The sequence below is a fragment of the Flavobacterium sp. KH_001 genome (assembly GCF_057840745.1).
The window spans coordinates 1,135,859-1,159,431 of record NZ_CM174520.1 but is presented as its reverse complement, the minus strand read 5'-3'; the positions used below and the strand labels follow the sequence as shown (position 1 = coordinate 1,159,431).

Genomic DNA, 23,573 nt, shown 5'->3' with positions numbered 1-23,573 from the left:
AATGATTTCTCTTTTCGATATTTCGCTTCAATTAAATGGTTTTCCAATAAAGAAAGCAAAAGCCGAATTGGGCCGAATTGTGAATTTATCTGAAGAAGATTATGCTGTTTTCCTTCAAAATAAAAAAGAAGAAATTGTTGCTTTTCATTTGCAAAACAACTCCTTTTATCAGGAATTAGTTGGAAATAAAACGACTCCAACATGGGAAGATTTACCTATTCTGAACAAGCAAAATCTACAGAAACCACTCAAAGAAAGACTTTCAAAAGGATATACTTTAAAGAACGTTTACCTCAACAAAACATCGGGATCCAGTGGAACTCCTTTTGTTTTTGCCAAAGACAAATATTCGCATGCTTTAACCTGGGCTTCGAATATTATGCGTTTTGGTTGGTTTAACATCGATTTTAATCATTCGTATCAAGCTCGTTTTTATGGCATTCCAATGGATTTTGTTGGCTATCAGAAAGAACGTTTTAAAGATTTTTTGAGCCGCCGTTTTCGTTTTCCGGTTTTCGATTTGTCTAATGAAATTCTGGAAAAATTTCTACAGAAATTCAAAACCAAAAAATTCGATTACCTCAACGGTTATACGAGTTCTATTGTTTTGTTTGCTAAATATTTAGAGCAAAAAAATATTATTTTAAAAGAAATTTGCCCGACTTTAAAAGCTTGTTTTGTTACTTCGGAAATGCTTTTTGAATCGGATAAAAAACTCTTAGAAAAACAATTCCGTATTCCTATTATTAATGAATATGGCGCTTCAGAATTGGATTTAATTGCTTTTGAAAATCCAAGAGGCGAATGGCAAGTTAATGCTGAAACTTTATTTGTAGAAATTTTAGATGAAAATAATAAAGTTCTCCCTTACGGAGAAGAGGGCCGAATTGTGATTACTTCTTTATTCAATAAATCAAATCCTTTTATCAGATATGAAATTGGCGACATCGGAATTTTAGATGAAAAAAGCACGCTACAAAAACCAATTTTAAAGAAATTAATTGGAAGAACAAATGACGTTGCGATTTTGCCAAGCGGAAAAAAATCACCAGGATTGACCTTTTATTATGTAACCAAAAGTATAATTGAAGACGATGGAAATGTCAAAGAATTTATCATCAAACAAACTAAATTAGATACTTTCGAAATTGAGTATATTTCTGAAAAAGAACTAGATTCAAATCAAATTCAAAAAATAGAAGACGCAATTTCCTTATATCTTGAACCCAATTTAAACTTCACTTTTACCCGAAAAAAAGTCTTAGAAAGAACCAATCGCGGAAAATTAAAGCAATTCAAATCTTACCTATAATATAAATAAAATCTTACATTTGTTTTACTAATTAAAACTTATGCAAGATCAATCTTTACTTTCAGAAGAAACTATTTCAAACAAAATATATTTTATCCGCAATCAAAAAGTGATGCTTGATCGTGATTTGGCTTTATTATATGGAATAGAAACTAAAAGATTAAAAGAACAAGTAAAAAGAAATATAAATCGTTTTCCCAAAGACTTTATGTTTGAACTTACTAAGGTAGAATTTGAAAATTGGAGGTCGCAATTTGCGACCTCCAAATCTGAAAAGATGAGTTTACGCTATTTACCAATGGCATTTACAGAACATGGCGTTTTAATGTTATCTAGTATTCTAAAAAGCGATAAAGCAATTCAAACCAACATTCAAATTATGCGAATTTTCACGAAAGTGAGACAAATGTTTTTAGATACAACTGAAATCAAGGTTGATATCTTACAGATTCAAAAGAAGTTAGAGAATCACGATAAAAATATTGAATTAGTTTTTTCTTATTTAGATGAATTGACAGAGAAAAAAGAAAACGAGAGTGAAAGAGTAAAAATTGGATATAAAAAATAATTGAAGGTCACAAATTGTGACCTTCAATTTTTAAGTATGATTTGTAAGGTCAAGATTTAACAAGCCATATTAAAATTCTAAGGTCACAAATTGTGACCTTAGAGAATTAAATCGCAATCATGAAGTCGCAAATTGCGACTTCATGATTAAAAAATAAAAATGACTAAATTCTTCAAGGTCACAAATTGCGACCTTGAAGAACACTAAATCTTCTTTATATATCTACGCTTTATAATTAACTGCGTGAATAAAAATCGCACCATCAACAAAACAGAAAACACAAAATTAAATCCGTGAAATTCTCGGTAAACTCCAAAGTTGTGTTTGATCAACTTGAATTTTGATGATGAAATAGAATCTTTTCTAATTCTATAAAAGGCTAAAGGTTCTGGAACTGGTTTTGTAACCTGAATTTGTTTCAAAATCGTAAGCCACAAACGCCAATCTTGTCTTTTTTGTGTGGCTTCAATTACAATTTTACCGAAATAATCTGCGTCGTAAATGGCGGTTAAATTGCCAACGTAATTGCAAAAAAAGAGTTCGTCGTAAGTTAAATTTACTGGTGCTTCTACTCTTCTGTTTAAAGAATTTCCTTCTTCATCAATACAGTCGTAAAAACTGAACGTAAAATGTAAATTATTCTCTTTTAAAAACTCAATCTGTTTTTCTAATTTATTCGGAAACCATAAATCATCAGCATCTAAATAAGCAATATATTTTCCCACTGCTTTTTCTAAAGCTATATTTCGTGCAAAACCGTTTCCTGAATTTTTTTCTAATTTAAACAGTTTTATTCTACTGTCTTTTTCGGCAAAATCAGAAATAATCTTTACAGTTTTATCCGTCGAAGCGTCATCAACCAAAATCATTTCCCAATTCTGGTACGTTTGATTTTGAACTGATTTTAAAGTTTCTGTGATGAACTTTTCAGCATTGTAAGTTGGCGTTATAATCGAAACTAATTCACTCATTAACGCTTGCGGTTATTTTATATAGCTTGAAAAATCTTTGTGTTCTTCTTTTGAAAGTTCTTCGGGCGACAATGATCTGAAATAATCATACGTAATTTTCATTCCTTCAGAACGGCTTACTTTTGCTTCCCAACCTAAAAGTTCTTTCGCTTTTGTAGTATCTGGCTGACGCTGTAAAGGATCATTTATCGGCAATGGATGATACACCACTTTCTGGTTCGTTCCAGTTAATTTGATGATTTCTTCAGCAAAGTCTTTAATCGTAATTTCGTCCGGATTTCCAATGTTCACCGGATATACATAATCAGAATGTAATAATCTGAAAATACCTTCTACCTGATCGTCAACATAACAAAAAGAACGTGTCTGCATTCCATCTCCAAAAATAGTTAAATCTTCTCCACGCAAAGCCTGTCCAATAAAAGCCGGTATTACACGTCCGTCATTTAATCGCATTCTTGGTCCATACGTATTAAAAATACGCACGATTCTGGTTTCTACACCGTGAAAAGTATGATACGCCATTGTGATCGATTCCTGAAAACGCTTGGCTTCGTCGTAAACTCCTCGTGGGCCAATTGTATTTACGTTTCCGTAATATTCTTCCGTTTGTGGATGAACCAATGGATCTCCATAAACTTCAGAAGTTGATGCAATCAGGATTCTTGCTTTTTTAACTCGTGCTAATCCTAATAAATTATGCGTTCCTAACGATCCAACTTTCAAAGTTTGAATTGGAATTTTTAAATAATCAATTGGGCTTGCCGGTGATGCAAAATGCAAAATATAATCTAAATCACCAGGAACGTGAACAAACTTGGTTATATCATGATGGTAAAATTCGAAATTTTCTAACTTAAATAAGTGCTCAATATTTTTAAGATCTCCTGTAATCAGGTTATCCATTCCAATAACAAAATAGCCTTCTTTAATAAATCTGTCACACAAATGCGACCCTAAAAAACCTGCTGCTCCGGTAATAAGTATTCTTTTCATAATTGATTTAATTGGACCTTTCAGGTTTTATTTAATAGTAAAACCTAAGATAGAGGCACAAATGTAATAAATTATCCGTCCTTTGAATTAGACTTGAAATCATATCTTAAAAGAAGTTTCAGGTTTTTAGATAATTTCTAAACACATTTATCTATTTTTACCCCTAATTAAATCCCCTGTTTTGAAAGTTGTACATATTATAGAAGCTCTGGGCGGCGGCGTTTATACTTATTTTCGTGATTTATCGACTTACTTTGGCGATACTGAAATAAACAAAAACACAGAAACCATTATTATTTACAGTGGCAATCGAAAAGAAATCGATCCGGCTAAAATAAAATCTGAATTTTCAGATGGAGTTAATTTAATTGAAATAAATATGGTTCGGGAATTTTCTCCTGTTCAGGATTTAAAATCAACTATCAATTTAATCAGAGCACTTCGAGAAATAAATCCCGATGTTGTTCATCTTCACTCCTCAAAAGCTGGCATTTTGGGTCGCATTGCTTGTTTTTTCTTATTCAAAAAAACAAAACTCTTTTATACACCACACGGTTATTCCTTTTTACGAACAGATATTTCAAAAACGACCTCCAATTTCTATTGGCGAATTGAGAAAACCTTTCAACGTATTTTTGGAGGAACAACTATTGCCTGTGGTGATACAGAACTTGAAATTGCCAGAAAAATTGGCAAGGCTAAATTAGTCCGAAACGGAATAGATATTGAAAATGTCCTTGAACATTTTGTACCTCATCAAAATGAAAAATTAACGATTGGTATAATGGCCAGAATTACGGCTGCAAGAAACCCTGAAATGTTTAATCAAATTGCCTTAAATTTTCCAGATTATAATTTTGTCTGGATTGGAGATGGTGAATTAAGGCCTTTAATTACTGCGCCAAACATCAGAATTACAGGCTGGATTTTAGATCGAAAAACGGTTTTAAAAGAACTGAATAATATTGATATTTATATGCAGGTTTCCCTTTGGGAAGGATTACCAATTGCCGTTCTTGAAGCGATGGCATTACAAAAGCCAGTTATTGCTACAAATATCATTGGAAATAAAGATGCTGTTTTACATAATGAAACAGGGTTTCTTTTTAATGATATAAACGAGCTCGAAAGCTTTTTTGAAATTCTAAAAGATCCACAAATAAGAGATTCTTTCGGAAAAAATGCTTTAGCAAGATGTCGTAATTTATTCGATAAAAATAAAAACTTTAAACAGCTTCTGAAGCTTTATCAATAATAAGTTTTTGCTGTAGCCAATAACTTCCGAAAACAGAAAACCAAAATCCGCTAAAGGCGATTCCATCAAAACGGAGTAAAAAATCATCGGTTAGGTTTGATGTAAAAAAGATTAGAAAAAACGAAAGTATCATCGCATTTTTTAAATCATATCCCAAATAACCGATCGTTAAAATATAAAGGAAAACTACAATGGGTCCCAGTATTCCAAACTTCAATAAAAAATCCAGAAACTGATTGTGCGTAGGGAATTCATATTTGGCTAGAAATTGCTGATTGGTTGCTTTATAATATTTATTTAATTCCGGTTTTCCATCAGAAGCACCAACGCCAAAAGGAAGATTTTTAACAGACAATTCCCAAGCCGATTTCCAGATCGAAACCCTTGTTACCAGTGAATTAAAAACCTTAATTTCAGGATGATCGATTTCGTCTAATTTTCCCACTTTATCCATATAGGCAAAAGTTACTGAAGAATATTTTTCTTTCATGTATGGATTCTTCTGAACAAAGAAAAATGTAATTCCGCCTAATAAAACAAGAACCGCCGCAACAGTCAAACCAATTTTTTTTGTGCTGAATTTTGATCTGACTTCGAAAAAGAAAACAATCAAAAATCCAGCTAAAACATTGATCAACGCCATTCTGGTATTGACAAAAAGCACAAAGAAAAACGACAGTAAAAAAACCATAAGACGCCCCAATTTAAGTACTGCTTTTTCATGATTTCTGAAACTTTCAAATACAAAATATAGCGCACAAACCGATATAAAAGCCAAATGCATGTTTAAAGCCGGGGCATGAATGCCAATACTGTCTGCAAATTGATAACCCATTTCCCATAAATCAATTCCATTCAAATACTTATCCATTAATTCAGGATGAATAATTAGAAATCTCAAAAAGAAAAACAACATAATTATGGTTGTTCCAATTACATAGTTCTGAATTATTTTAAGAAAATTGATGCGCTTATAATTTCCAACAATAAATATTGGAAATATCAATAGTGAAGTACTTTTTTCAATTGCTTTTAGTCCTTTTGCAAAAGAATCATTGTTCCAAAACATTAATAATTCCAATAAAATTGGCGAAGAAATACAAGCGATTAAAATTAAAGCTGTTTTAGTGAATTTTAGCTTTTTAATGAAAATCAAATTAAAAGCGGCAAACAAAATAATCAATAATGAACATGGTTTTCTGAAAATCATCGCAACGGCGATCAAACACAAAAAAACATGAAATATTTTATTGAAGTTCTTTTCGGAAATGTTCATAGTATAATGCAAAATAAATTAAAGGAAAAATGCCTATTTTATGTCGAATTGCCGAACCTAAGTCGGGTTCAAAAACGCCCTGAAGAATGAAAAAGGAAAATAAAATGAACATAATCAAAAGTTCATAACTGTACTTTTTTCTTTCTTTTAAACATTTAGAAAACCGGACTAATAAAATGTAAAACAATAAAAGCTGCCATATTATAAAAACAATAATTTGAGGCGAAAGTATATGTTTTAAACCATTTAATGGAATATTGACCGTGAAAAAACCATAAAAAACACCAACGATTTCCCCATACCAGGTGTCTGTTTTTATTGGCGATGTAATGATCGAATTGGCATCTGAGGAAACCATTCGCGTACTGTTTACCACTTCCCTGCTGATTTCTGAAAAATATTTACCTTTTAAAACACCATAACTTAAAGACAGAAAAACTGCAATAAGTAAACCATAGAAAATCGTCATTACTGTTTTGTTTTTAAAATCAACGAAACTGATCAAATACATTCCGCCGCCAACAACAGGAATTAAAGCAAAATAAGGACGGTATAATGCTCCAAAAACAATTAATAGTAAAGAGGCAATGATTATGGTTTTTCTATAGGTAAAACGTTCGTTTTTACAGAGAAAAACAAGTATTGCAATAAACAAATAAGTAATAAATTCCTTTGATGGCATTGATATGAAAATCGCAATCATAAAAATGCCCAAATACACTAAAAGGTTTTTAATATTTACCTTTTCGAAGTTATCCGGAATTCCTATTTTATATAAAATATAAATTAAGATGGGAAACTGAATCAACGCAATTATCGGGAAAGGGAGATACCTAAACCCGAAGATTTTATAGAACAAAATAGTTAACGGATAACTTCCAAAATAGCCTATTTCATTGTATTTATCATAAATAATTATGGCAGTATCGTAGAAAAACTTAGGCGGTAAAATAAAAAAAGCACAAAATGCCACAACTAAATTAGCCATAGCGATTAACATAAATGTTGCTGTACTTTTTTTAACTAAAATCTGCATAAATTAAAGTATAATGCTTGGAATAATCTATTGTTTTTTGGCTCTATATTTTTTATGTAAAGCAGTTTTAATTCTATATGCATTTAAAAATAAAATCATTGTTCTAAATGGCATAATTTTATAAAACACCATCACTTTATCAACTTTTAAGTTTCGTCCTTTTTTTAATAAATGTTTCCACGAAATAATATCTGCCCATATACTATTTCTTCTTTTAGAAGAAAGTACATAAAAATCCTTTAATACTAATACATAATAACATATCCAGTAATTTTGTATCGCTTGGTTCAAAATTTCCGATTCCAAGTGTGGAGAATTTAAACCATTTCTTACCATTTGGTACACATCGTATATGTGTTTTTCGTTTACTATCGAGGTCGATGAATCCAGTCTTCCTTGTCGGTAGTTATAAAATGACTTAGGATAGATACTAAAAGTCTTTACACGGCTTATCAATTCTCCACACCACTCGATATCTTCTGATTTTTTTCCAACAGGAAAAAATAGTTTATTATCTATTAAAACTGATCTCTTAATAACCTTGTCCCAAGGGCTTGCAACAAATAAGTCATAATAAACCAAATTCAAAACTTCATCTTCGAATTTCCCTGATTTATTAAGAATAAAGCGCTGATTATTTTTATATATTAAATCATTATTCGTAAAAAATCGAGTTTCTTCATGTATAATTAAATCTGGATACGACTCTTGTATTAAATTATTTAACTCCTCTAAAACTTGCTCTCCAGTCCAAAAATCATCAGCATCTGTAAATATAATATAATCTCCCTTGGCTTTTAGTAATCCATAATTTCTTGCCGCAGCTGCTCCTTCATTTTCTTTATCAATAAGTTTTATGGAAGCTGATTTTTCTTGATATTCTAAACAAATTTCTAATGAAGAGTCTTTGGAACCATCATTTATTAAAACAATCTCAAAATTAGAATAGCTTTGACATAAAATACTATCCAAACATTGTTTTAGATAGTTTTCGACATTATAAACAGGAATAATTACACTAAAAAAAACATTTTCTTTTTGAATACTCATATTGATATTATTAATTCAAAAAAATTTTTATTTTATCTTTCTGATAAACAACTATTGCTACGGAAACATTCCAGAAAAAAGAACTTGAAACAAACGTAATGGCTGCTCCCGTCATTCCGTATTGCGGAATTAAAAATCGGTTTAAAACAAAATTAATTACGACGGCCAAAATTAAAATAATCTGAAAAGTATGTTGTCTTCCGGTCATATTCAAATAAACAGATGCAGAACCAAATGCAGAACAAATTCCCTGACCGATAACTAAAATTAGAAAGGCTTCTTTGGCCGCCACATACTGATGTCCAAAAAAAGATAAAATATATTCTGAAAAAATACTGATTAAAATAATTACCGGAAGTGTAATTCCGAAAATTAAACGGGAACAATTTTTTACAATTTTGGTTAACTCTAACTTATTCTGACTTGCAAAGTACTCCGAAATCTTAGCCGAAACCGTTATGTTTATGGTTAAAATTACAACTGAAATAATCGTCATCAACTTGACACCAACTGAATAAAAAGCAACTGTTTCATCATTTCTGTATTTTTTGAGAAACATAATATCAAAACACATTAATAAAAACAAGGCCATACCACTAATTGCGATAGGATAGGATTTTAAGAAAACTTCTTTATGTGAAAACCCTTCAATAGCTTTTACTGTTGCCGTTTTATTGAAATAACTAAAAACTAAAATGGTACTAATTAAAGCAATAAATACAAATCCGATTAAAAATACATCAACCAAATAAGTTTCTTTATGCCAATAAAATAAAGCTATTGAACCAATAATCAGCGGAATATATTTGATGACATTTCTAAATAATTCTGCGATATACAGCTTATCTAAAGCTCTTATAACTTCAACATTTAAAGTTGACAATCCGTAAAAAAATAACGTTACAGCTCCCTTTAAAAAGATGGGATACACTTCAGAATCCCCAAAATACGTATTGATTATTTTTTCATCAATCATCAAAATTATAATCAGGCCCAAAACAGAAGTTGCACAGAGCATTGCAATCATTTTCAGATAGATTTTTTTCAGCTCTTCGAGTGCATTCAGGCTTACTAATTTTCCTTTAAAATATAATATAGACTGATCAAAACCCAACAAACAAACTGTTCCTACAGCTAAAAGAAATGATCTGGCAAAATCATATTGTCCAACTAATTTCGGGCTATAGGATTTTGTTAAAAACACAGTAAAACCAAACAACAAAAGAACTCCTAAGATTCTTAAAAACAAAGTATTAAAACTTTGCCTTAAAAATATATTTTGTGAAAGTCTCTCAAGGATAGAATTGGTTTTCAATTGTTCTACTGTTGATTTGCGTTTGAGATTGCAAGTTGCTTTCTGTAAAATTTACGGAACAAGCTCACCAAAACAAAAAGGAAAATAAAGAAAATCGGTAGCCAGATTTTAAAATTTCCGTTGACTGTTTTGTTTTCATTTATATTCAAAGTTGTATTAATATCTTTAATTGTTTTATCAAAACTTATTAATCTAAATCTGTTTTTTCCTTGTTCTGTAACTAACTTTTGTTTCGTTTTTATAATGTCGTTTAGCTGCAAATTCTCACTGTAGTAAACCAGTTTATCATTTTTTAAACTGTTTTTTGCAGTACTCGAAAGTCCATTTAAAACATGATCGATCTGAGCTATTATGGTGTTATTTTGAGCGATTTCACGTTCCAGGTTTTTATACCCTATCTTTTGAATTGAATTAAAATAAGCCGAATTGTTCAGATATTTCAATAACGGCTCTACAACTTCTTTTTCGTTTATTAATCCATTTGAAAGAAAAGAAATAGTATGATAGGTGTAATTTTTACTAGTAACATTGTCTTCCAAAACCTTTTTTACTTCGCCAACCTCAGCCATTAATTTAATAAGTTCAAAGTTTTGTTCTTTGTCTTCTATAAATTTATAAACATCTGCAATAGGTTTGATTTCAATTTTTCGAATAGCTTTTGGATCTGTAATTCCAACTGTATTTCTAAGGAAATCTACATCTCCGGAAACAATTTTGGCCTGTATCAAATCGACTTTGGCATATAAGTAATCAACACTCTCAAAATTTGGCGTTACAACAACCTGATTGTTATATGATTTTTTACTGGAATCTAAATAAAATCCGAGTACAGCACCAAGTACAACCAAAACCAGTACCACAATCCAGTTTCGAATAAAAAACTGAATCGCTCTAAAAATAGAACTGTTTACACGATCAAAAAAGCTGTTTATGCTTCTTGAAAGCTGAAAAATATCTATTTCCTGATCTGAATTTTGGGGTACTTTTGTACTCATTTATTGTTTTATTTTACGTTGAAAATTTGTTCCAAAATTTTAATGGTAATCAAATAAGTTGGCTTTACACCAGTCGTTCCTAATCCACCTGAAGCTAGTGTACTTCCGGTTTCCAAAGGATTATCTGAGGCATAATACGCATAACGAACCTTAATATCGTGCGGCACACTTTTTCTAATTTTTGATGCTGACTGAATTGCTTTTTGGTAATAAGAACCTTCCATTTCAAGACCAATTACGCCCCACGTTGATTCATGGAAAAATTTCAACAAATCCCTGTTTTGTAATGATGTTCCCAAAACGGTAACCATGGCACCTTCAAAAACAGCAATGTCGTTTCCTTCAAACATAGCGCCTGTTAATTCATTTTCAAAGAAATAATTATCAGCTGTTCCTTCGTTGATATGTGCTGTCGGAATCATGATATCGCCTTTTCCGCCTTCCAGGATTCCGGCTTTTCCCATAATCGAAACCGATCGTACATTCAATAAAGTATCTTTTTTATACGGTTTCAAAAGCTCGTCTATTGTTTCGTAGGCTTGTTCTCCAAACGCATAATCCATAACAATAATAACCGGTGCGGCTTCTTCAATAACCGCTTTTGGAAATCCGGTTTTTGCCCAGTCAATTTTGGCAGTATCAAAAATCTGAACATCGATATTTGTTCCAGATGTATCCGGTAAAGAAATCATTCCGTTTTTTAAAGCTAATTCTTCAACTACACCTCTAATCTCTTTTGCACCAGATTTGCTCAACTCTTCATAAATAAAGAAATCTGATTTGTCTTTGAATTTCGTTTTCAACAAAGGTGTTGCAAAAATCGAATTCATCACACTATGCATGTTAGCACTTATTACGTGAATTGGACGCTTTAAAAGATTGTTAGTCTTTAAAACCTCCTTGATGTTCGTTGCCCAGATTTCACCGTGAATGTGGTGTCCTAAACGCTCTCTTAAAACCGGACTGAACGTAATTGTTCTTTTATTGTTTTCGATTACTTCTTCGATTGCTAATTTTCCTAACCAATAAATCACATGCAGAAAACGATCAGGAGCATTTTCAGATCCGAAAGAATCGTAAATATCCAACACCTCTTCAAAAGTTCTTCCTAAAATATTAGCAACATGCGAGATTGCTTTTTCTTTTTCTATTAAAGCCAGTTTTTTAGTTTGCGTTACCGCTTGTTCCAATTTCAGCCAATCGCGTGAAACCTCTCCTCCGTCATCTAATAAAACCCTGTTTTTAATTTTATGTGATTCGATAAAAATGAAAGTCAAATGCGTCAAAATATCGTAGATGTCAGAACGTCCACGTGTGATTTCAACATTCATTTGTTCTTCATCGATTCTGTAACAGTTTCTTCTTCTTTTTGGAGGAACAATCGCCTGAAAATGTGATTTAGAATATCCTTCGTCTGAAGTTAAATTGATAAAACGGCATTGTTCAATTCCTATCGGAAGACGTTCTATAACGTACAAAAGACCATTTAGTTCTACTTTTTCTTCACCTATATTTCCGTAAATCTCAGGGCGTAATGCCAATAAAGATTCACGTAAACTGTCGCCTGAGACTCCCATTGGTTTATAAAAACCACGGTTGAATAAATGGCGCATTGTAATGTACATTTTTTCAATAGCTGCAGATGATTCCTGCGCTCTTGATCTTGATATATGTTTGGTTTCTTTCATTCTTTTTTATTTTGTAAACTCAAATTTAAGCAAATACAAGGCATACCTTGTATCTACCACATAATTTTTTAAAAAATCATTTTTATTTATCTTCTCCTTTAAACTTATCCTTTGCCCAATTTTCCGGATTTGAAACAATATAATCAGAAATTCTTTGATAATCATTATTGTTTCTAATGATATTGTCATAAAATAATTTTTGCCATTGATGTGGATACCCTAATCTATTAGCATGTTTGGTTACCGCAGATTTATATGACCCAACAATTGACGAAATGGTATTTTTTCCAATATTTTGAAAACGTTGAGAACCTGGTTTTGGTAACGACGGCAACGGTGGTGGTGATGGTAGAGACAGGGCATGCCCTGTATCAACATGCCCTGTATCTACATTATCAACATCTATATTATCTGATTGTTTATCAATAATCAAAATTCCGTGAATATGATTTGGCATGACCACAAAATCACCCAATTCAACGTTTTTATGATGTATTGGAATTTGATGCCACAATATATCAGCAATAATACCAACCTCTGACAAAACCATTTTATCATTTTGAATTTCTCCAAAATAATGTTCTCTGTCTTGTGTACAAATTGTTATAAAATAGGCTCCGTTCCAGCCATAATCCCACCATTGAGCTCTTATAGAAGAAGTACGGTATTTATTTTGAAACTTTCCCTGACTCATTAATTTTAATAACTCTGCATCCTATTCATAGGGATGATAATAATTTAACCTTCGAAATATTTCTTAAGTTATTTCAAATTATCTGCAATCTTTCTGTCATTAGATAACCTCGGCGTTTTATTCTGTCCCCCCAATTTTCCTTGCGATTTCATATACTCCTGAAAACCATTTTTAGAAACTTTGGTTACCACCACTTTTCTTAAAACACTTCCTGTAATCAAATCGTCGTAATAGATGTTTTGTTTTCTCATAGAGTTGTCAATTGCTTCTGCAAAAACTTCCATATTCTCCGGTTCGGTTTCGAATTCTACAAACCATTCATGATACGGCAATCCGCTTGACGGATTAATTTGTGGCGCCACTGTAAATTCGTTGATAACAATTTTGGTTCCTGCAGTGGCTTCTTTCATAGCATTTTCGACTTCATTCGCAATGACATGTTCTCCAAATGCAGAAATATAATGTTTAATTCGGCCCGAAACTATCACACGATGTGGAAACAAAGAAGTAAACTGCACTGTATCACCAATATTATAACGCCAAAGTCCCGCATTTGTAGAAATAATCAAAGCATAATTTATGCCAACCTCAACTTCTCCAATAGTATAGCTTTTTGCATTTGGTTCGAAAAATTCATCTGCTTTAATAAACTCGTAGAAAATTCCGGAATTCAATAACAGCAACATTCCTTTCGTTTTTTGAGAATCCTGATAAGCAAAAAATCCTTCAGAAGCCGGAAACAATTCGATACTATCAACTTTTCGTCCGATCATGTTTTCGAACTTTGCCCGGTATGGTTCGTAATTCACGCCTCCGTAAATAAACAAATTGAAATTTTTAAACAAGTCGCCTATTTTTGTGCCGCCGCTTTTCTCCTGCAAACGCTCAAAATACATTTGAACCCAGGACGGAATTCCGGAAATTATCGTCATATCCTGTTCGATAGTTTCCTCAACAATGGCATCGATTTTGGTTTCCCAATCTTCAATACAATTCGTTTCCCAGGATGGCATTCGGTTTTTTTGGAGATATTTCGGGACGAAATGTGCTCCAATTCCCGAAAGTCGTCCAAATTTGATTCCGTATTTTTCAACTAAAATCGGGCTTCCCTGCAAAAAAATCATTTTTCCATCAACAAAATCGGCATTTCCGGTTTCGTATATATAATGCAGAATCGCATTTCGCGAAGCTTCAATATGAAATGGCATCGATTCTTTCGTCAGGGGAATATATTTTGCTCCCGATGTAGTCCCGGAAGTTTTAGCAAAATAAAGCGGTTTTCCTTTCCACAAAATATTCTTTTCGCCCATTCGAACTTTGTCGATATAAGGCTTTAAATCTTCGTAATCGCGAATAGGAACACGTTTTTTGAAGTCGTGAACTGTTTTTATTTTATCAAAATGATGATCAGCTCCAAACTGAGTTTCTTTTGCGCTGTTTATTAAACCCTTAAAAACTTCTTGTTGTGTTTCTACCGGTTTATTGGCCCAAGCCTGCGTTTTATAATATATTTTGCTGGCAAATAATTTTGCTGCTACAGATTTAATCGACATTTTTTATACTATTATTTCTTGTCACTTTTGTTTTTACCAGATGTTTTTTCGCCAGACTCCTTCTCTATTTTCGCAACCTCTTCTCTTAATTTCATTTCCTCTTCAGTAGCTTTCATATTTACTTCTGAAGGTTCATCAACTTCTGCTAAAATCGAATCCTTATTGAATTTTGCGTAGTCCAGTTCTCCTCTTAAAACTTTTTGAATTCCATGAATATAGGCTTCGTTTTTCTTCAGAGCTGTTTCTAATGAATCTGATTTTATCGCCAATCTGGTCGCGTCTCTTTTTAATTTAGAAGAAGAATATCCCGGAATAAACTCGCGTAAAGGCGTAAAAGCAATTATAAAAGTGGTAATTAAAATTAAGAATATACTTCCTAAAGACAACACAACAAAAACATTCATTAGATTGAGTTTGAGCGAAAACGTTTCTTCAAAAGTGTCTTCATTCAAAATTACCAGTCGGTTTTTAGTGAATAATTTTCTTCTGAAATTATGTTTCTTCTTAGTCATTTCTGTTCTTTATATGAGCAAATATAATAATTAATCGCCTTGTTGATGCCGGTCAGATTTGAACGAATCTGCTTAATTTACGATTTTATAAAATATTTAACGTTGCTAAGGACAAATATTTTAATCCAAAAACACTTCTTCTTCGTATATTTCTATATACCTTTGCGGTACAATTAGAAAAACAATTTGCTTCGGCATTAAATATACAATCATGGGAAGATTAGGTCTTACAGAAATCCTTGTAATAGTAGGTATTGTGATTTTACTTTTTGGAGGTAAAAAAATTCCAGAATTAATGAAAGGTTTAGGAAGCGGAATTAAGGAATTTAAGAACGCTGCCAAAGACGATCAGCCTGCTGCTGCCAAAAAAGAAGAGGAAGAAGTAAAATAATAATTACAACTTTTAAAATTTAAAAATGCCTATTTACGATTGTAGATAGGCATTTTATTTTTTATAGTTTTTGATTTCGAATTTTTATAAAACCATCGTCAACTGTATACGTTTTCTGTCTTCATCAACCTCAGTAACCTTCACATCAACATGTTGATGCAATTTTACAACCTCATTTACATCGCTTACGAATCCTGCTTTTAATTGCGAGATGTGAACCAAACCACTTTCTTTAATTCCGATATCAACAAAACAACCAAAGTTGGTAATATTATTCACAATTCCAGGTAAAATCATTCCGGTTCTTAAATCCTTGATCGATTTTACATTTGCATCAAATTCAAAAACCTTCGCTGACTTCCTTGGGTCTAATCCAGGTTTTTCAAGCTCTTTAATGATGTCTTTTAGCGTAAGTAAACCAATTTCAGGTGTAATATAGTTTTCGGCTTTAATAAGCGCTGTTTTCTCTTTATTGGCAATTAAGTCGTTTACAGACAATTTCAAATCTTTTGCCATTTTCTCCACAACCGGATACGCTTCCGGATGCACTGCTGAATTATCCAACGGATTTTTAGCATTCGAAATTCGGATAAAAGCCGCACCTTGCTGATACGCTTTATCTCCTAAACGAGGTACTTTTTTCAACTGTTTTCTATCCTCAAACGGCCCGTTTTCTGAGCGATACTGAACGATATTTTCGGCCAGCTTCTCTCCGATTCCACTCACATAACTTAGTAAATGTTTACTTGCCGTGTTGATATTGATTCCAACCGAGTTAACACAACGAATTACCGTATTATCTAATTCTTCTTTTAGTTTCGTTTGATCAACATCGTGTTGGTATTGGCCTACGCCAATAGCTTTTGGATCAATTTTAACCAACTCGGCCAAAGGATCTGAAAGTCTTCTTCCAATAGAAACCGATCCACGAACCGTTACATCATAATTAGGAAATTCTTCACGAGCAATTTTTGATGCTGAATAAACCGATGCTCCAGCCTCAGAAACTATGAAAACCTGCAGTGGTTTATCAAATGCGATTTTTTTGATGAAGAATTCCGTTTCTCTCGATGCTGTTCCGTTTCCAATAGAAATAGCATCAATATGATACGCATTTACCATCGAACGGATCTTCTTGATTGCCATTGCTTCCTCATTTTGAGGCGCGTGAGGATAAATGGTTTCGTTGTATAACAAATCGCCTTTTTCATCCAGACAAACTACTTTACAACCGCTTCTAAAGCCGGGATCAATCGCTAAAATTCGTTTTTCTCCGAGAGGCGGAGCCAATAATAATTGTCCTAAATTGTTAGCAAAAACCTGAATCGAGTTCGCATCTGCTTTTGCTTTTGCTTCCTGTAAAGTTTCATTTCCAATCGCCGGATTTAATAATCTTTTATAACTGTCCTCAATCGCTAATTGCAAATGTGCTGTCGTACTGTTTTGTTTTTTAATGATAATTTCATCAATAACATCGTAAGCTTCATCCAAATCAACATCAACTTTCATCTTCACAAAACCTTCATTTTCTGCACGAAGCATCGCTAATAAACGGTGTGATGGTGCTTTTGTCAAAGGCTCTTCCCAATCAAAATACTGACTGAATTTTTGTGCTCCTTCTTCTTCAGCTTTCTTTTTTACAACTTTAGTTCCGATGGTTGCTTTTCGCTGAAATAATCTTCTCAATTGCTTACGAACGTAAATATTCTCGTTGATCCATTCTGCAACAATATCGCGCGCGCCTTGCATGGCAGCTTCTTCATTAATTACATTTTCATTGATATATTGCGTCGAAATAAAATCGACATCAACATTACTTTCAGATATGATAATTTTCGCCAATGGTTCTAAACCAAATTCGCGCGCCACATCTGCTTTTGTTTTTTTCTTCTTTTTGTAGGGAAGGTAAAAATCTTCAATTTCCTGCAAATCAAAACTAAGCTCAATTTTTTGTTTCAAGTCAGGTGTAAGCGCTTTTTGCTCTTCGATAGATTTTAAAACCGCTTCTTTACGTTTTACAATCGTTTCATACTCTTTCTGAAGTTTTGCAATTTGCTCAATTTGAACTTCGTCCAGGTTTCCGGTTGTATCTTTTCGGTAACGGGAAATAAACGGAATCGTACAATCTTCCTCTAATAATTTTACCGTGTTTTGAATGTTGATCGGTGCTGTTTGTACCGACTTGGCAATGAATTGTATGTTAGTCATTTTATTAATGAGATAATGTGTCAATTTGAAAATTAGATAATTATGTTCCTCTTTTGCACTCATATAAAGGGATTAATTATATCGCTAAAATAATATCTTTGTTTCTAATTTTAAGCCAATGGAAATTTTATTATTGTATTTTTTATTAATAAGTATCGTCGTTTTTATTCTTGCTGCCTATGACAAATATTTAGCCCGCAAAAACAAACGAAGAATTCCTGAAAATACATTGTTTTTTCTGGAAGCTATTGGCGGAACTATTGGTTTATTACTCGCCATGCTACTCTTTAAACATAAAACGAGTAAAACCTCTTTTATTGTAAAGTTTTCCGCAATTTTTTTTATTCAGATCCTTTTAGTTTATCTTAAAATAACTGATAAGATTTAAATAATTGGATTGTTAATAACTACACAAATACTTATCTATCAAATAGTTATTTAATAAATTTTACTAACATTAAACAAAAAACCGGATGAATTTAAAAATCCGCCCGGTGTGTTTATTTCTATTGGTGCGAAGCACCCGATTTTTTTGACTTTTTACGAACAGGCGATTTTATTTACTCTGTTTTGGTGTCTTCCACCTTCAAAAGCCGTTGTTAAAAACGTTTCAACAATTTCTACTGCTTGTGGAACCGACGTAAAACGCGCCGGAATACTTACAATGTTTGCATCATTATGTAAACGTGTTAAATACGCAATTTCTTTAGTCCAGCATAAACCAGCTCTTACTTTTGGATGTTTGTTCACTGTCATTGCAATTCCGTTTCCACTTCCGCAGATAACTATTCCAAAATCAGCTTTTCCTTCAGATACATCATTGGCAACCGGATGTCCAAAATCCGGATAATCAACAGAATCTTCAGAATCTGTTCCGTAATTCGTTACTTCATATCCTTTTGCTTTAAGCATGGCAACAATTGCTTTTTTATAATCTGGTCCTGCGTGGTCGTTTCCTATCGAAATTTTCATCGTAAATACTATTTAGTTGTGTTATGCAAATTTAACCAAACAATTACAAACATGTTTAAAAAGGAAATTAAATTTTTTTCGCCACGAATTCACGAATTTTTAGTTTTATAAAATTCGTGAATTCGTGGCGAAAAAACTGCTTATATGCATTAACCTTTGTGAACTTTTGGACACATATTACACATTCATATAGATCCAAACTTTATTAACTTTGTGTAAAAACTTTGTGTTCTTTGTGGTAAAATACAGCGCATTCCCAACAAGCTTTATATCAAAAAGTTAGCGTTATTAACAATTTTAATATCTCTATAATTAGCTGAAGATCAATTAGAAATAAACATATATTTTGTTAAAATTTTAGAATGTTAATACCAAAAGCTAATTCGTTGATATTCAGTTAACTTTAAATTAACATTATTTGTTAATAAGTTCAGATAGAAAATTAGAAGTTTTTTTTGGTCGTGTCATAAAAAAGCCTAATCCAAAACCCGAATCAAAAAACCTAATAAAGTTTGATGAATTTTTAGAAAAGTTATCAATATCAAAAATGCCATTTTCAACAAATATCAACATATGAACTTATCTACAAAATGAATTCATTTTTGGTTGTCAACCGTTGTTAATTAAAATACAAAAAGTCTTATAAATTAATCTTTTAGCTAAATATAAGTATGTTGATAACTCTATATAACTAAGCAAAACTTCATTTCAATACATTTAAAAATAAAATTATTGCACATATTAACAAGCTATAATAACAACCATAAATTAATTTAAATTAAATTTTTCTTTTTGTTGTATTTAATATATGTTGACAACTTTGAAAGTTTGAAAAGAAAAAAAAAATTTGAAATTGAAAAATTAGAACTGTTTAAACGATTTTGAGTGGACTATTGAGATTGTCCAGAATTTGCTGAACTTCTTCGAAATCGTTTGGATGAACTTTGAGTTTGATTCCACCCAATGCTGCCGAATACATTGGAGCCACAGAGAGCGTCATTTCGTTTTCAAAAAAATACGGAATCTCTTCTTGTTCTAGTAAGTGTTTCAGAACAACAGTTTCGTGCTGATAATTGAATATGGCGATGGTTTTAAAGCTTTCCATACAAGGTCTTTTTATAAAGATACGAAAGTTATTTTTTTAATAATTTATTTGTTAAAATCTATAATCTGATATCTTATTTGTAATTTTAACTTTTTAAGAAAAGATATATGAGTAAGAAAATTAGAAAGCCGATAAAAAATGAGAAAGATTTCTCTAGTAAGATAGTAAAAATTTTATCGCAAAGCCCAAATAAAGCATTCAACTACAAACAAATAGGAGCAAAGTTAGAACTTGACGATACAAAAAGCAGAAACCAGATTATAAAAGATTTAAAAATTCTGGCTGCTTCAAAGAAAATTATAGAAACGGAACCTGGTAAATATTTAGTTAAAGCCGAAAGTCAGGATTATTACGAAGGAACAATTGATATGACCAGCAGAAAAACGGCCTATTTTGTTTGTCCGGATTTTACAGAAGACGTTTTTATCCCGACCAATAATTTGAATCGTGCCTTAGACAAAGACAAAGTAAAAGTTTACGTTTATAACAGAAGAAAAGGAAAAAGACCTGAAGGAGAAGTAATTGAAGTTATAGAAAGAAATAAAACAGAGTTTGTTGGTGTAATCGATATTCAGGCTAATTTTGCTTTTGTATCGACAGCAAATCCTAAGATGTATACGGATATTTTTATTCCGAAAGATAAAATTGGAGAAGCAGAAAATGGTGATGTTGTATTGGTTACCATTGAAGATTGGCCTAAAAGAGCTGATAGTCCATTTGGATCTGTGATTAAAGTTTTAGGAAAACCTGGAGAACATAATACTGAGATTCATGCCATTTTAGCCGAATACGGTTTACCGGCAGATTTTCCGGTAGAAGTAGAGGTGTATGCACAAAAAATAGATACTTCAATTCAGGAATCTGAAATTGCAAAACGTCGTGATATGCGAGATACGCTAACGTTTACGATCGATCCAAAAGATGCAAAAGATTTTGATGATGCCTTGTCTTTCAAAAAGTTAGAAAACGGAAATTACGAAATAGGTATTCATATTGCCGATGTTTCTTATTATTTGGAAGAAGGAACAATCCTGGATGATGAAGCTTATCAAAGAGCAACTTCGGTTTATTTGGTAGATAGAGTAGTGCCAATGCTTCCGGAAGTTTTATCTAATTTTGCTTGTTCATTGCGTCCAAATGAAGAGAAATATACATTCTCTGCAGTGTTTGAAGTTTCTCCAACATCGCAGGTTATTAATCAATGGTTTGGTAGAACAGTAATTTATTCAGATCAGCGATTTGCTTATGAAGAAGCACAATATATCATTGAAACAAAAGACAATACGATTCCGGTTGATATTTCAATTACAGGAGAATCTTATGTTGTTTCAGATGAAATTGTGGAAGCAACTTTAAAATTAGATGAGTTAGCGAAAATTCTAAGAAAGAAAAGAATGGCTAATGGTGCTATTTCTTTTGATAAAGTAGAAGTAAAATTCAACTTAGATGCTGAAGGAGAACCAGAAGGAGTATACTTCAAAGTTTCAAAAGATGCCAATCATCTTATTGAAGAATTTATGCTTTTAGCTAATAGAAAAGTGGCGGAATACATTGGAAAACAAAAGAAAACATTTGTTTACAGAATTCACGATGAACCAAATGAAGACAAGTTAATTGCGATGCAAACTGTAATTGCTAAATTTGGTTATAAAATTGATTTCAGAAACAAAGGAGATATTTCGAAATCACTGAACGCTTTGATGGAAGAAGTGAATGGTAAAAAAGAGCAAAACTTAATTGATACTCTTGCTATTAGAAGTATGAGCAAAGCCAAATATTCAACAGAAAATATTGGCCATTATGGTTTAGCTTTTGATTATTACAGCCATTTTACTTCGCCAATTCGTCGTTATCCTGACGTTATGGTACATCGTTTGCTGCAATTTTATTTAGATGGAGGAGCTTCTGTAAATGAAGAAATTTACGAAACAAAGTGTTTGCATTGCTCGAATATGGAAAGTTTAGCAACCAATGCTGAACGCGACAGTATCAAATACATGCAGGTTAAATACATGCAGGATCACCAGGACGAAGAATTTTTGGGAGTTATTTCAGGAGTTACAGAATGGGGAATTTATGTTGAAATCGTTTCGAACAAATGCGAAGGAATGGTGAGAATCAGAGAAATAAAAGATGATTATTATACTTTCGATGAAAAGCAGTATGCGTTGGTTGGAGCTACTTCAAACAGCATATTGCAATTAGGAGATGAAATTTATGTTAAAGTAAAAAATGCCGATTTAGTTAAAAAACAACTTGATTTTCATTTTTTAAGAAGAGCAGAATAGTTATTAAATTAAAATAGAGAGATATGAAAAAGTTATTAATTGGTGTTGCAATTTTATTTGTACAAATGTCATTTGCACAGGTAACGAAAGAAGTAGGAGATTTTGATGAAGTAAAAGTTTTTGATAAACTACATGTTAAATTAGTAGCGTCTTCAGATAATAAAGTGGTCATTAAAGGAGCTCGTGAATCAGAAGTAGAGGTTATCAATAAAAAAGGGATCTTGAAAATAAGAATGACTATGTCTAAATTATTATCTGGAGATGATTTAGATATTACCTTGTACTACAAACACATAGAACTTATTGATGTTAATGAAGGTGCTGTAGTTACGAGTACAGAAGCCGTAAAAGCGACTTCTTTTAAAGTAAGTGCTCAGGAAGGTGGTAAAATTAATGTAGATTTGGATGTTGATAAACTAAAAGTAAGCTCTGTTTCAGGAGGAGAAATTACTTTAACAGGTAAAGCTTCTAACCAAGATGCAAGTCTGGGAGCTGGTGGTTTTTTATTAGCCAGTAAATTAGTTACCTCTCAAACTACAGTAAGCGTTTCTGCGGGAGGAAAAGCAGATGTGAATGCTACTACGCTTGTTGATGCAAAAGTGAGCGCAGGAGGCTCTATTTACATTTACGGAAAACCTAGACAAATTAATCAAAAAACGGTTTTTGGAGGTAAAATCGAAGAAGTGAAATAATAATTCTATTTGAATGATAAATGATATTTTGGCTGGACTGCCATGGGGACTTTTTTTAAGTTTTATGGTAGGTCCAGTATTTTTTATATTACTAGAAACCAGTATTACAAAAGGATTCAGAGCTGCGATAGTCTTTGATTTTGGTGTAGTATTAGGTGATATTTTTTTTATAGCCATTGCGTATTTAGGAAGTTACAGATTAATTCAGAGCTTAAAAGATAAACCCGCACTCTTTATTTTTGGTGGAATTATTATGCTCGCGTATGGTTTAATTTCATTTGTAAAATTAAAGAAAGAAGAAAAAATAAACGATGAAGAAATTGATCGTGATATCATCAAAAGAAACTATGGTAGTTTGTTTGTAAAAGGTTTTTTACTGAACGTTATCAACATTGGAGTATTGGGATTTTGGCTGGCTGTTATCATTTCTGTCGGACCAAAATTAGAAATGCAAAACTCCAGAATGATTACTTTTTTTACATCAGTTATCATAACTTATTTATTGGTTGATTGTCTTAAAATAGTATTAGCCAAACAATTAAAATCTAAAATGACACCCAATAATATTCTTAAAATAAAGAAAATTATAAGTATTGTTTTAATGGTTTTTGGATTTGCTTTAATGATCCAGGGCTGGTTTCCAAAAGAAAAAGAAATGGTTAGAAATGCTTTTGAGAAGATTGAGAAGTAATCAGA

General features: G+C 32.1%; 22 protein-coding genes. 8 read left to right on the top strand and 14 right to left on the bottom strand.

Annotation, left to right across the window (positions count from 1 at the left end; translation table 11 throughout):
- Window position 1: 1 nt before the first annotated feature.
- Together AC3ITQ_RS05170 and AC3ITQ_RS05165 are read left to right on the top strand one after the other, a co-directional pair.
- A complete protein-coding gene (locus AC3ITQ_RS05170) occupies window positions 2-1,312 on the top strand; it encodes a phenylacetate--CoA ligase family protein (RefSeq protein WP_489237094.1) in 1,311 nt (436 codons plus the stop codon).
- A 40-nt stretch (window positions 1,313-1,352) separates the two neighbouring features.
- Complete coding sequence (locus AC3ITQ_RS05165; RefSeq protein WP_489237093.1) at window positions 1,353-1,880, top strand: ORF6N domain-containing protein; 528 nt, start codon at window positions 1,353-1,355, stop codon at window positions 1,878-1,880.
- Between the two features lie 203 nt (window positions 1,881-2,083).
- On the opposite strand, the gene AC3ITQ_RS05160 is transcribed toward AC3ITQ_RS05165, so the two are convergent.
- Together AC3ITQ_RS05160 and AC3ITQ_RS05155 are read right to left on the bottom strand one after the other, a co-directional pair.
- Entirely contained in the window at window positions 2,084-2,851 is a 768-nt protein-coding gene (locus tag AC3ITQ_RS05160; protein ID WP_489237092.1) for a glycosyltransferase family 2 protein, read from the bottom strand.
- Between the two features lie 12 nt (window positions 2,852-2,863).
- Window positions 2,864-3,847 carry a UDP-glucuronic acid decarboxylase family protein gene (locus AC3ITQ_RS05155; protein ID WP_347051453.1) on the bottom strand — a complete coding sequence of 328 codons (984 nt, stop codon included), beginning with the start codon at window positions 3,845-3,847 and terminating at the stop codon, window positions 2,864-2,866.
- A 181-nt stretch (window positions 3,848-4,028) separates the two neighbouring features.
- Between AC3ITQ_RS05155 and AC3ITQ_RS05150 the strand changes: the two genes are divergently transcribed.
- The gene (locus AC3ITQ_RS05150; protein ID WP_489237091.1) at window positions 4,029-5,102 is read left to right on the top strand and encodes a glycosyltransferase; all 1,074 of its coding nucleotides are present in this window, start codon (window positions 4,029-4,031) and stop codon (window positions 5,100-5,102) included.
- On the opposite strand, the gene AC3ITQ_RS05145 is transcribed toward AC3ITQ_RS05150, so the two are convergent.
- The 9 genes from AC3ITQ_RS05145 to AC3ITQ_RS05105 form a co-directional block, all read right to left on the bottom strand.
- A complete protein-coding gene (locus tag AC3ITQ_RS05145) occupies window positions 5,074-6,378 on the bottom strand; it encodes an O-antigen ligase family protein (protein WP_489237090.1) in 1,305 nt (434 codons plus the stop codon). The genes AC3ITQ_RS05150 and AC3ITQ_RS05145 overlap by 29 nt on opposite strands.
- Complete coding sequence (locus AC3ITQ_RS05140) at window positions 6,350-7,414, bottom strand: hypothetical protein (RefSeq protein WP_489237089.1); 1,065 nt, start codon at window positions 7,412-7,414, stop codon at window positions 6,350-6,352. Before AC3ITQ_RS05140 ends, AC3ITQ_RS05145 begins: the two co-directional genes overlap by 29 nt.
- A gap of 27 nt (window positions 7,415-7,441) precedes the next feature.
- Complete coding sequence (locus AC3ITQ_RS05135) at window positions 7,442-8,464, bottom strand: glycosyltransferase family 2 protein (protein ID WP_489237088.1); 1,023 nt, start codon at window positions 8,462-8,464, stop codon at window positions 7,442-7,444.
- 10 nt (window positions 8,465-8,474) lie between these two features.
- Entirely contained in the window at window positions 8,475-9,779 is a 1,305-nt protein-coding gene (locus tag AC3ITQ_RS05130) for an MATE family efflux transporter (protein ID WP_489237087.1), read from the bottom strand.
- A gap of 5 nt (window positions 9,780-9,784) precedes the next feature.
- Complete coding sequence (locus AC3ITQ_RS05125) at window positions 9,785-10,774, bottom strand: hypothetical protein (protein WP_489237086.1); 990 nt, start codon at window positions 10,772-10,774, stop codon at window positions 9,785-9,787.
- 8 nt (window positions 10,775-10,782) lie between these two features.
- Window positions 10,783-12,462 carry a DUF6909 family protein gene (locus AC3ITQ_RS05120; RefSeq protein WP_489237085.1) on the bottom strand — a complete coding sequence of 560 codons (1,680 nt, stop codon included), beginning with the start codon at window positions 12,460-12,462 and terminating at the stop codon, window positions 10,783-10,785.
- An 82-nt stretch (window positions 12,463-12,544) separates the two neighbouring features.
- The gene (locus AC3ITQ_RS05115; protein WP_489237084.1) at window positions 12,545-13,156 is read right to left on the bottom strand and encodes a transposase; all 612 of its coding nucleotides are present in this window, start codon (window positions 13,154-13,156) and stop codon (window positions 12,545-12,547) included.
- Window positions 13,157-13,224: 68 nt separating this feature from the next.
- Window positions 13,225-14,709 carry a GH3 auxin-responsive promoter family protein gene (locus tag AC3ITQ_RS05110; RefSeq protein ID WP_489237083.1) on the bottom strand — a complete coding sequence of 495 codons (1,485 nt, stop codon included), beginning with the start codon at window positions 14,707-14,709 and terminating at the stop codon, window positions 13,225-13,227.
- An 11-nt stretch (window positions 14,710-14,720) separates the two neighbouring features.
- Entirely contained in the window at window positions 14,721-15,221 is a 501-nt protein-coding gene (locus AC3ITQ_RS05105; RefSeq protein ID WP_489237082.1) for a peptidase, read from the bottom strand.
- A 211-nt stretch (window positions 15,222-15,432) separates the two neighbouring features.
- Here AC3ITQ_RS05105 and AC3ITQ_RS05100 point away from each other — a divergent pair, with 211 nt between their 5' ends.
- Window positions 15,433-15,612: a Sec-independent protein translocase subunit TatA/TatB gene (locus AC3ITQ_RS05100; protein ID WP_026982407.1), complete on the top strand. Its 180-nt coding sequence runs from the start codon at window positions 15,433-15,435 to the stop codon at window positions 15,610-15,612.
- An 84-nt stretch (window positions 15,613-15,696) separates the two neighbouring features.
- Here the strand turns inward: AC3ITQ_RS05100 and AC3ITQ_RS05095 are convergent, their stop codons facing one another.
- Complete coding sequence (locus AC3ITQ_RS05095; protein WP_489237081.1) at window positions 15,697-17,820, bottom strand: Tex family protein; 2,124 nt, start codon at window positions 17,818-17,820, stop codon at window positions 15,697-15,699.
- Window positions 17,821-17,938: 118 nt separating this feature from the next.
- On the opposite strand from AC3ITQ_RS05095, the gene AC3ITQ_RS05090 reads away from it, so the two are divergent.
- Window positions 17,939-18,208: a DUF1294 domain-containing protein gene (locus AC3ITQ_RS05090; protein ID WP_489237080.1), complete on the top strand. Its 270-nt coding sequence runs from the start codon at window positions 17,939-17,941 to the stop codon at window positions 18,206-18,208.
- A gap of 152 nt (window positions 18,209-18,360) precedes the next feature.
- Here AC3ITQ_RS05090 and rpiB read toward each other — a convergent pair whose 3' ends face one another.
- Both rpiB and AC3ITQ_RS05080 read right to left on the bottom strand, forming a co-directional pair.
- Window positions 18,361-18,792: a ribose 5-phosphate isomerase B gene (gene rpiB / locus AC3ITQ_RS05085; protein WP_489237079.1), complete on the bottom strand. Its 432-nt coding sequence runs from the start codon at window positions 18,790-18,792 to the stop codon at window positions 18,361-18,363.
- 871 nt (window positions 18,793-19,663) lie between these two features.
- On the bottom strand, window positions 19,664-19,897 hold the full coding sequence (locus AC3ITQ_RS05080; protein WP_026982402.1) for a putative signal transducing protein: 234 nt from the start codon (window positions 19,895-19,897) through the stop codon (window positions 19,664-19,666).
- Between the two features lie 107 nt (window positions 19,898-20,004).
- Here AC3ITQ_RS05080 and rnr point away from each other — a divergent pair, with 107 nt between their 5' ends.
- The 3 genes from rnr to AC3ITQ_RS05065 are packed head-to-tail and all read left to right on the top strand — an operon-like array spanning window position 20,005 to window position 23,568.
- Window positions 20,005-22,185 carry a ribonuclease R gene (gene rnr / locus AC3ITQ_RS05075; protein WP_489237078.1) on the top strand — a complete coding sequence of 727 codons (2,181 nt, stop codon included), beginning with the start codon at window positions 20,005-20,007 and terminating at the stop codon, window positions 22,183-22,185.
- Window positions 22,186-22,208: 23 nt separating this feature from the next.
- Entirely contained in the window at window positions 22,209-22,877 is a 669-nt protein-coding gene (locus AC3ITQ_RS05070) for a head GIN domain-containing protein (RefSeq protein ID WP_489237077.1), read from the top strand.
- Window positions 22,878-22,890: 13 nt separating this feature from the next.
- The gene (locus AC3ITQ_RS05065) at window positions 22,891-23,568 is read left to right on the top strand and encodes a LysE family translocator (protein ID WP_489237076.1); all 678 of its coding nucleotides are present in this window, start codon (window positions 22,891-22,893) and stop codon (window positions 23,566-23,568) included.
- Window positions 23,569-23,573 lie beyond the last annotated feature (5 nt).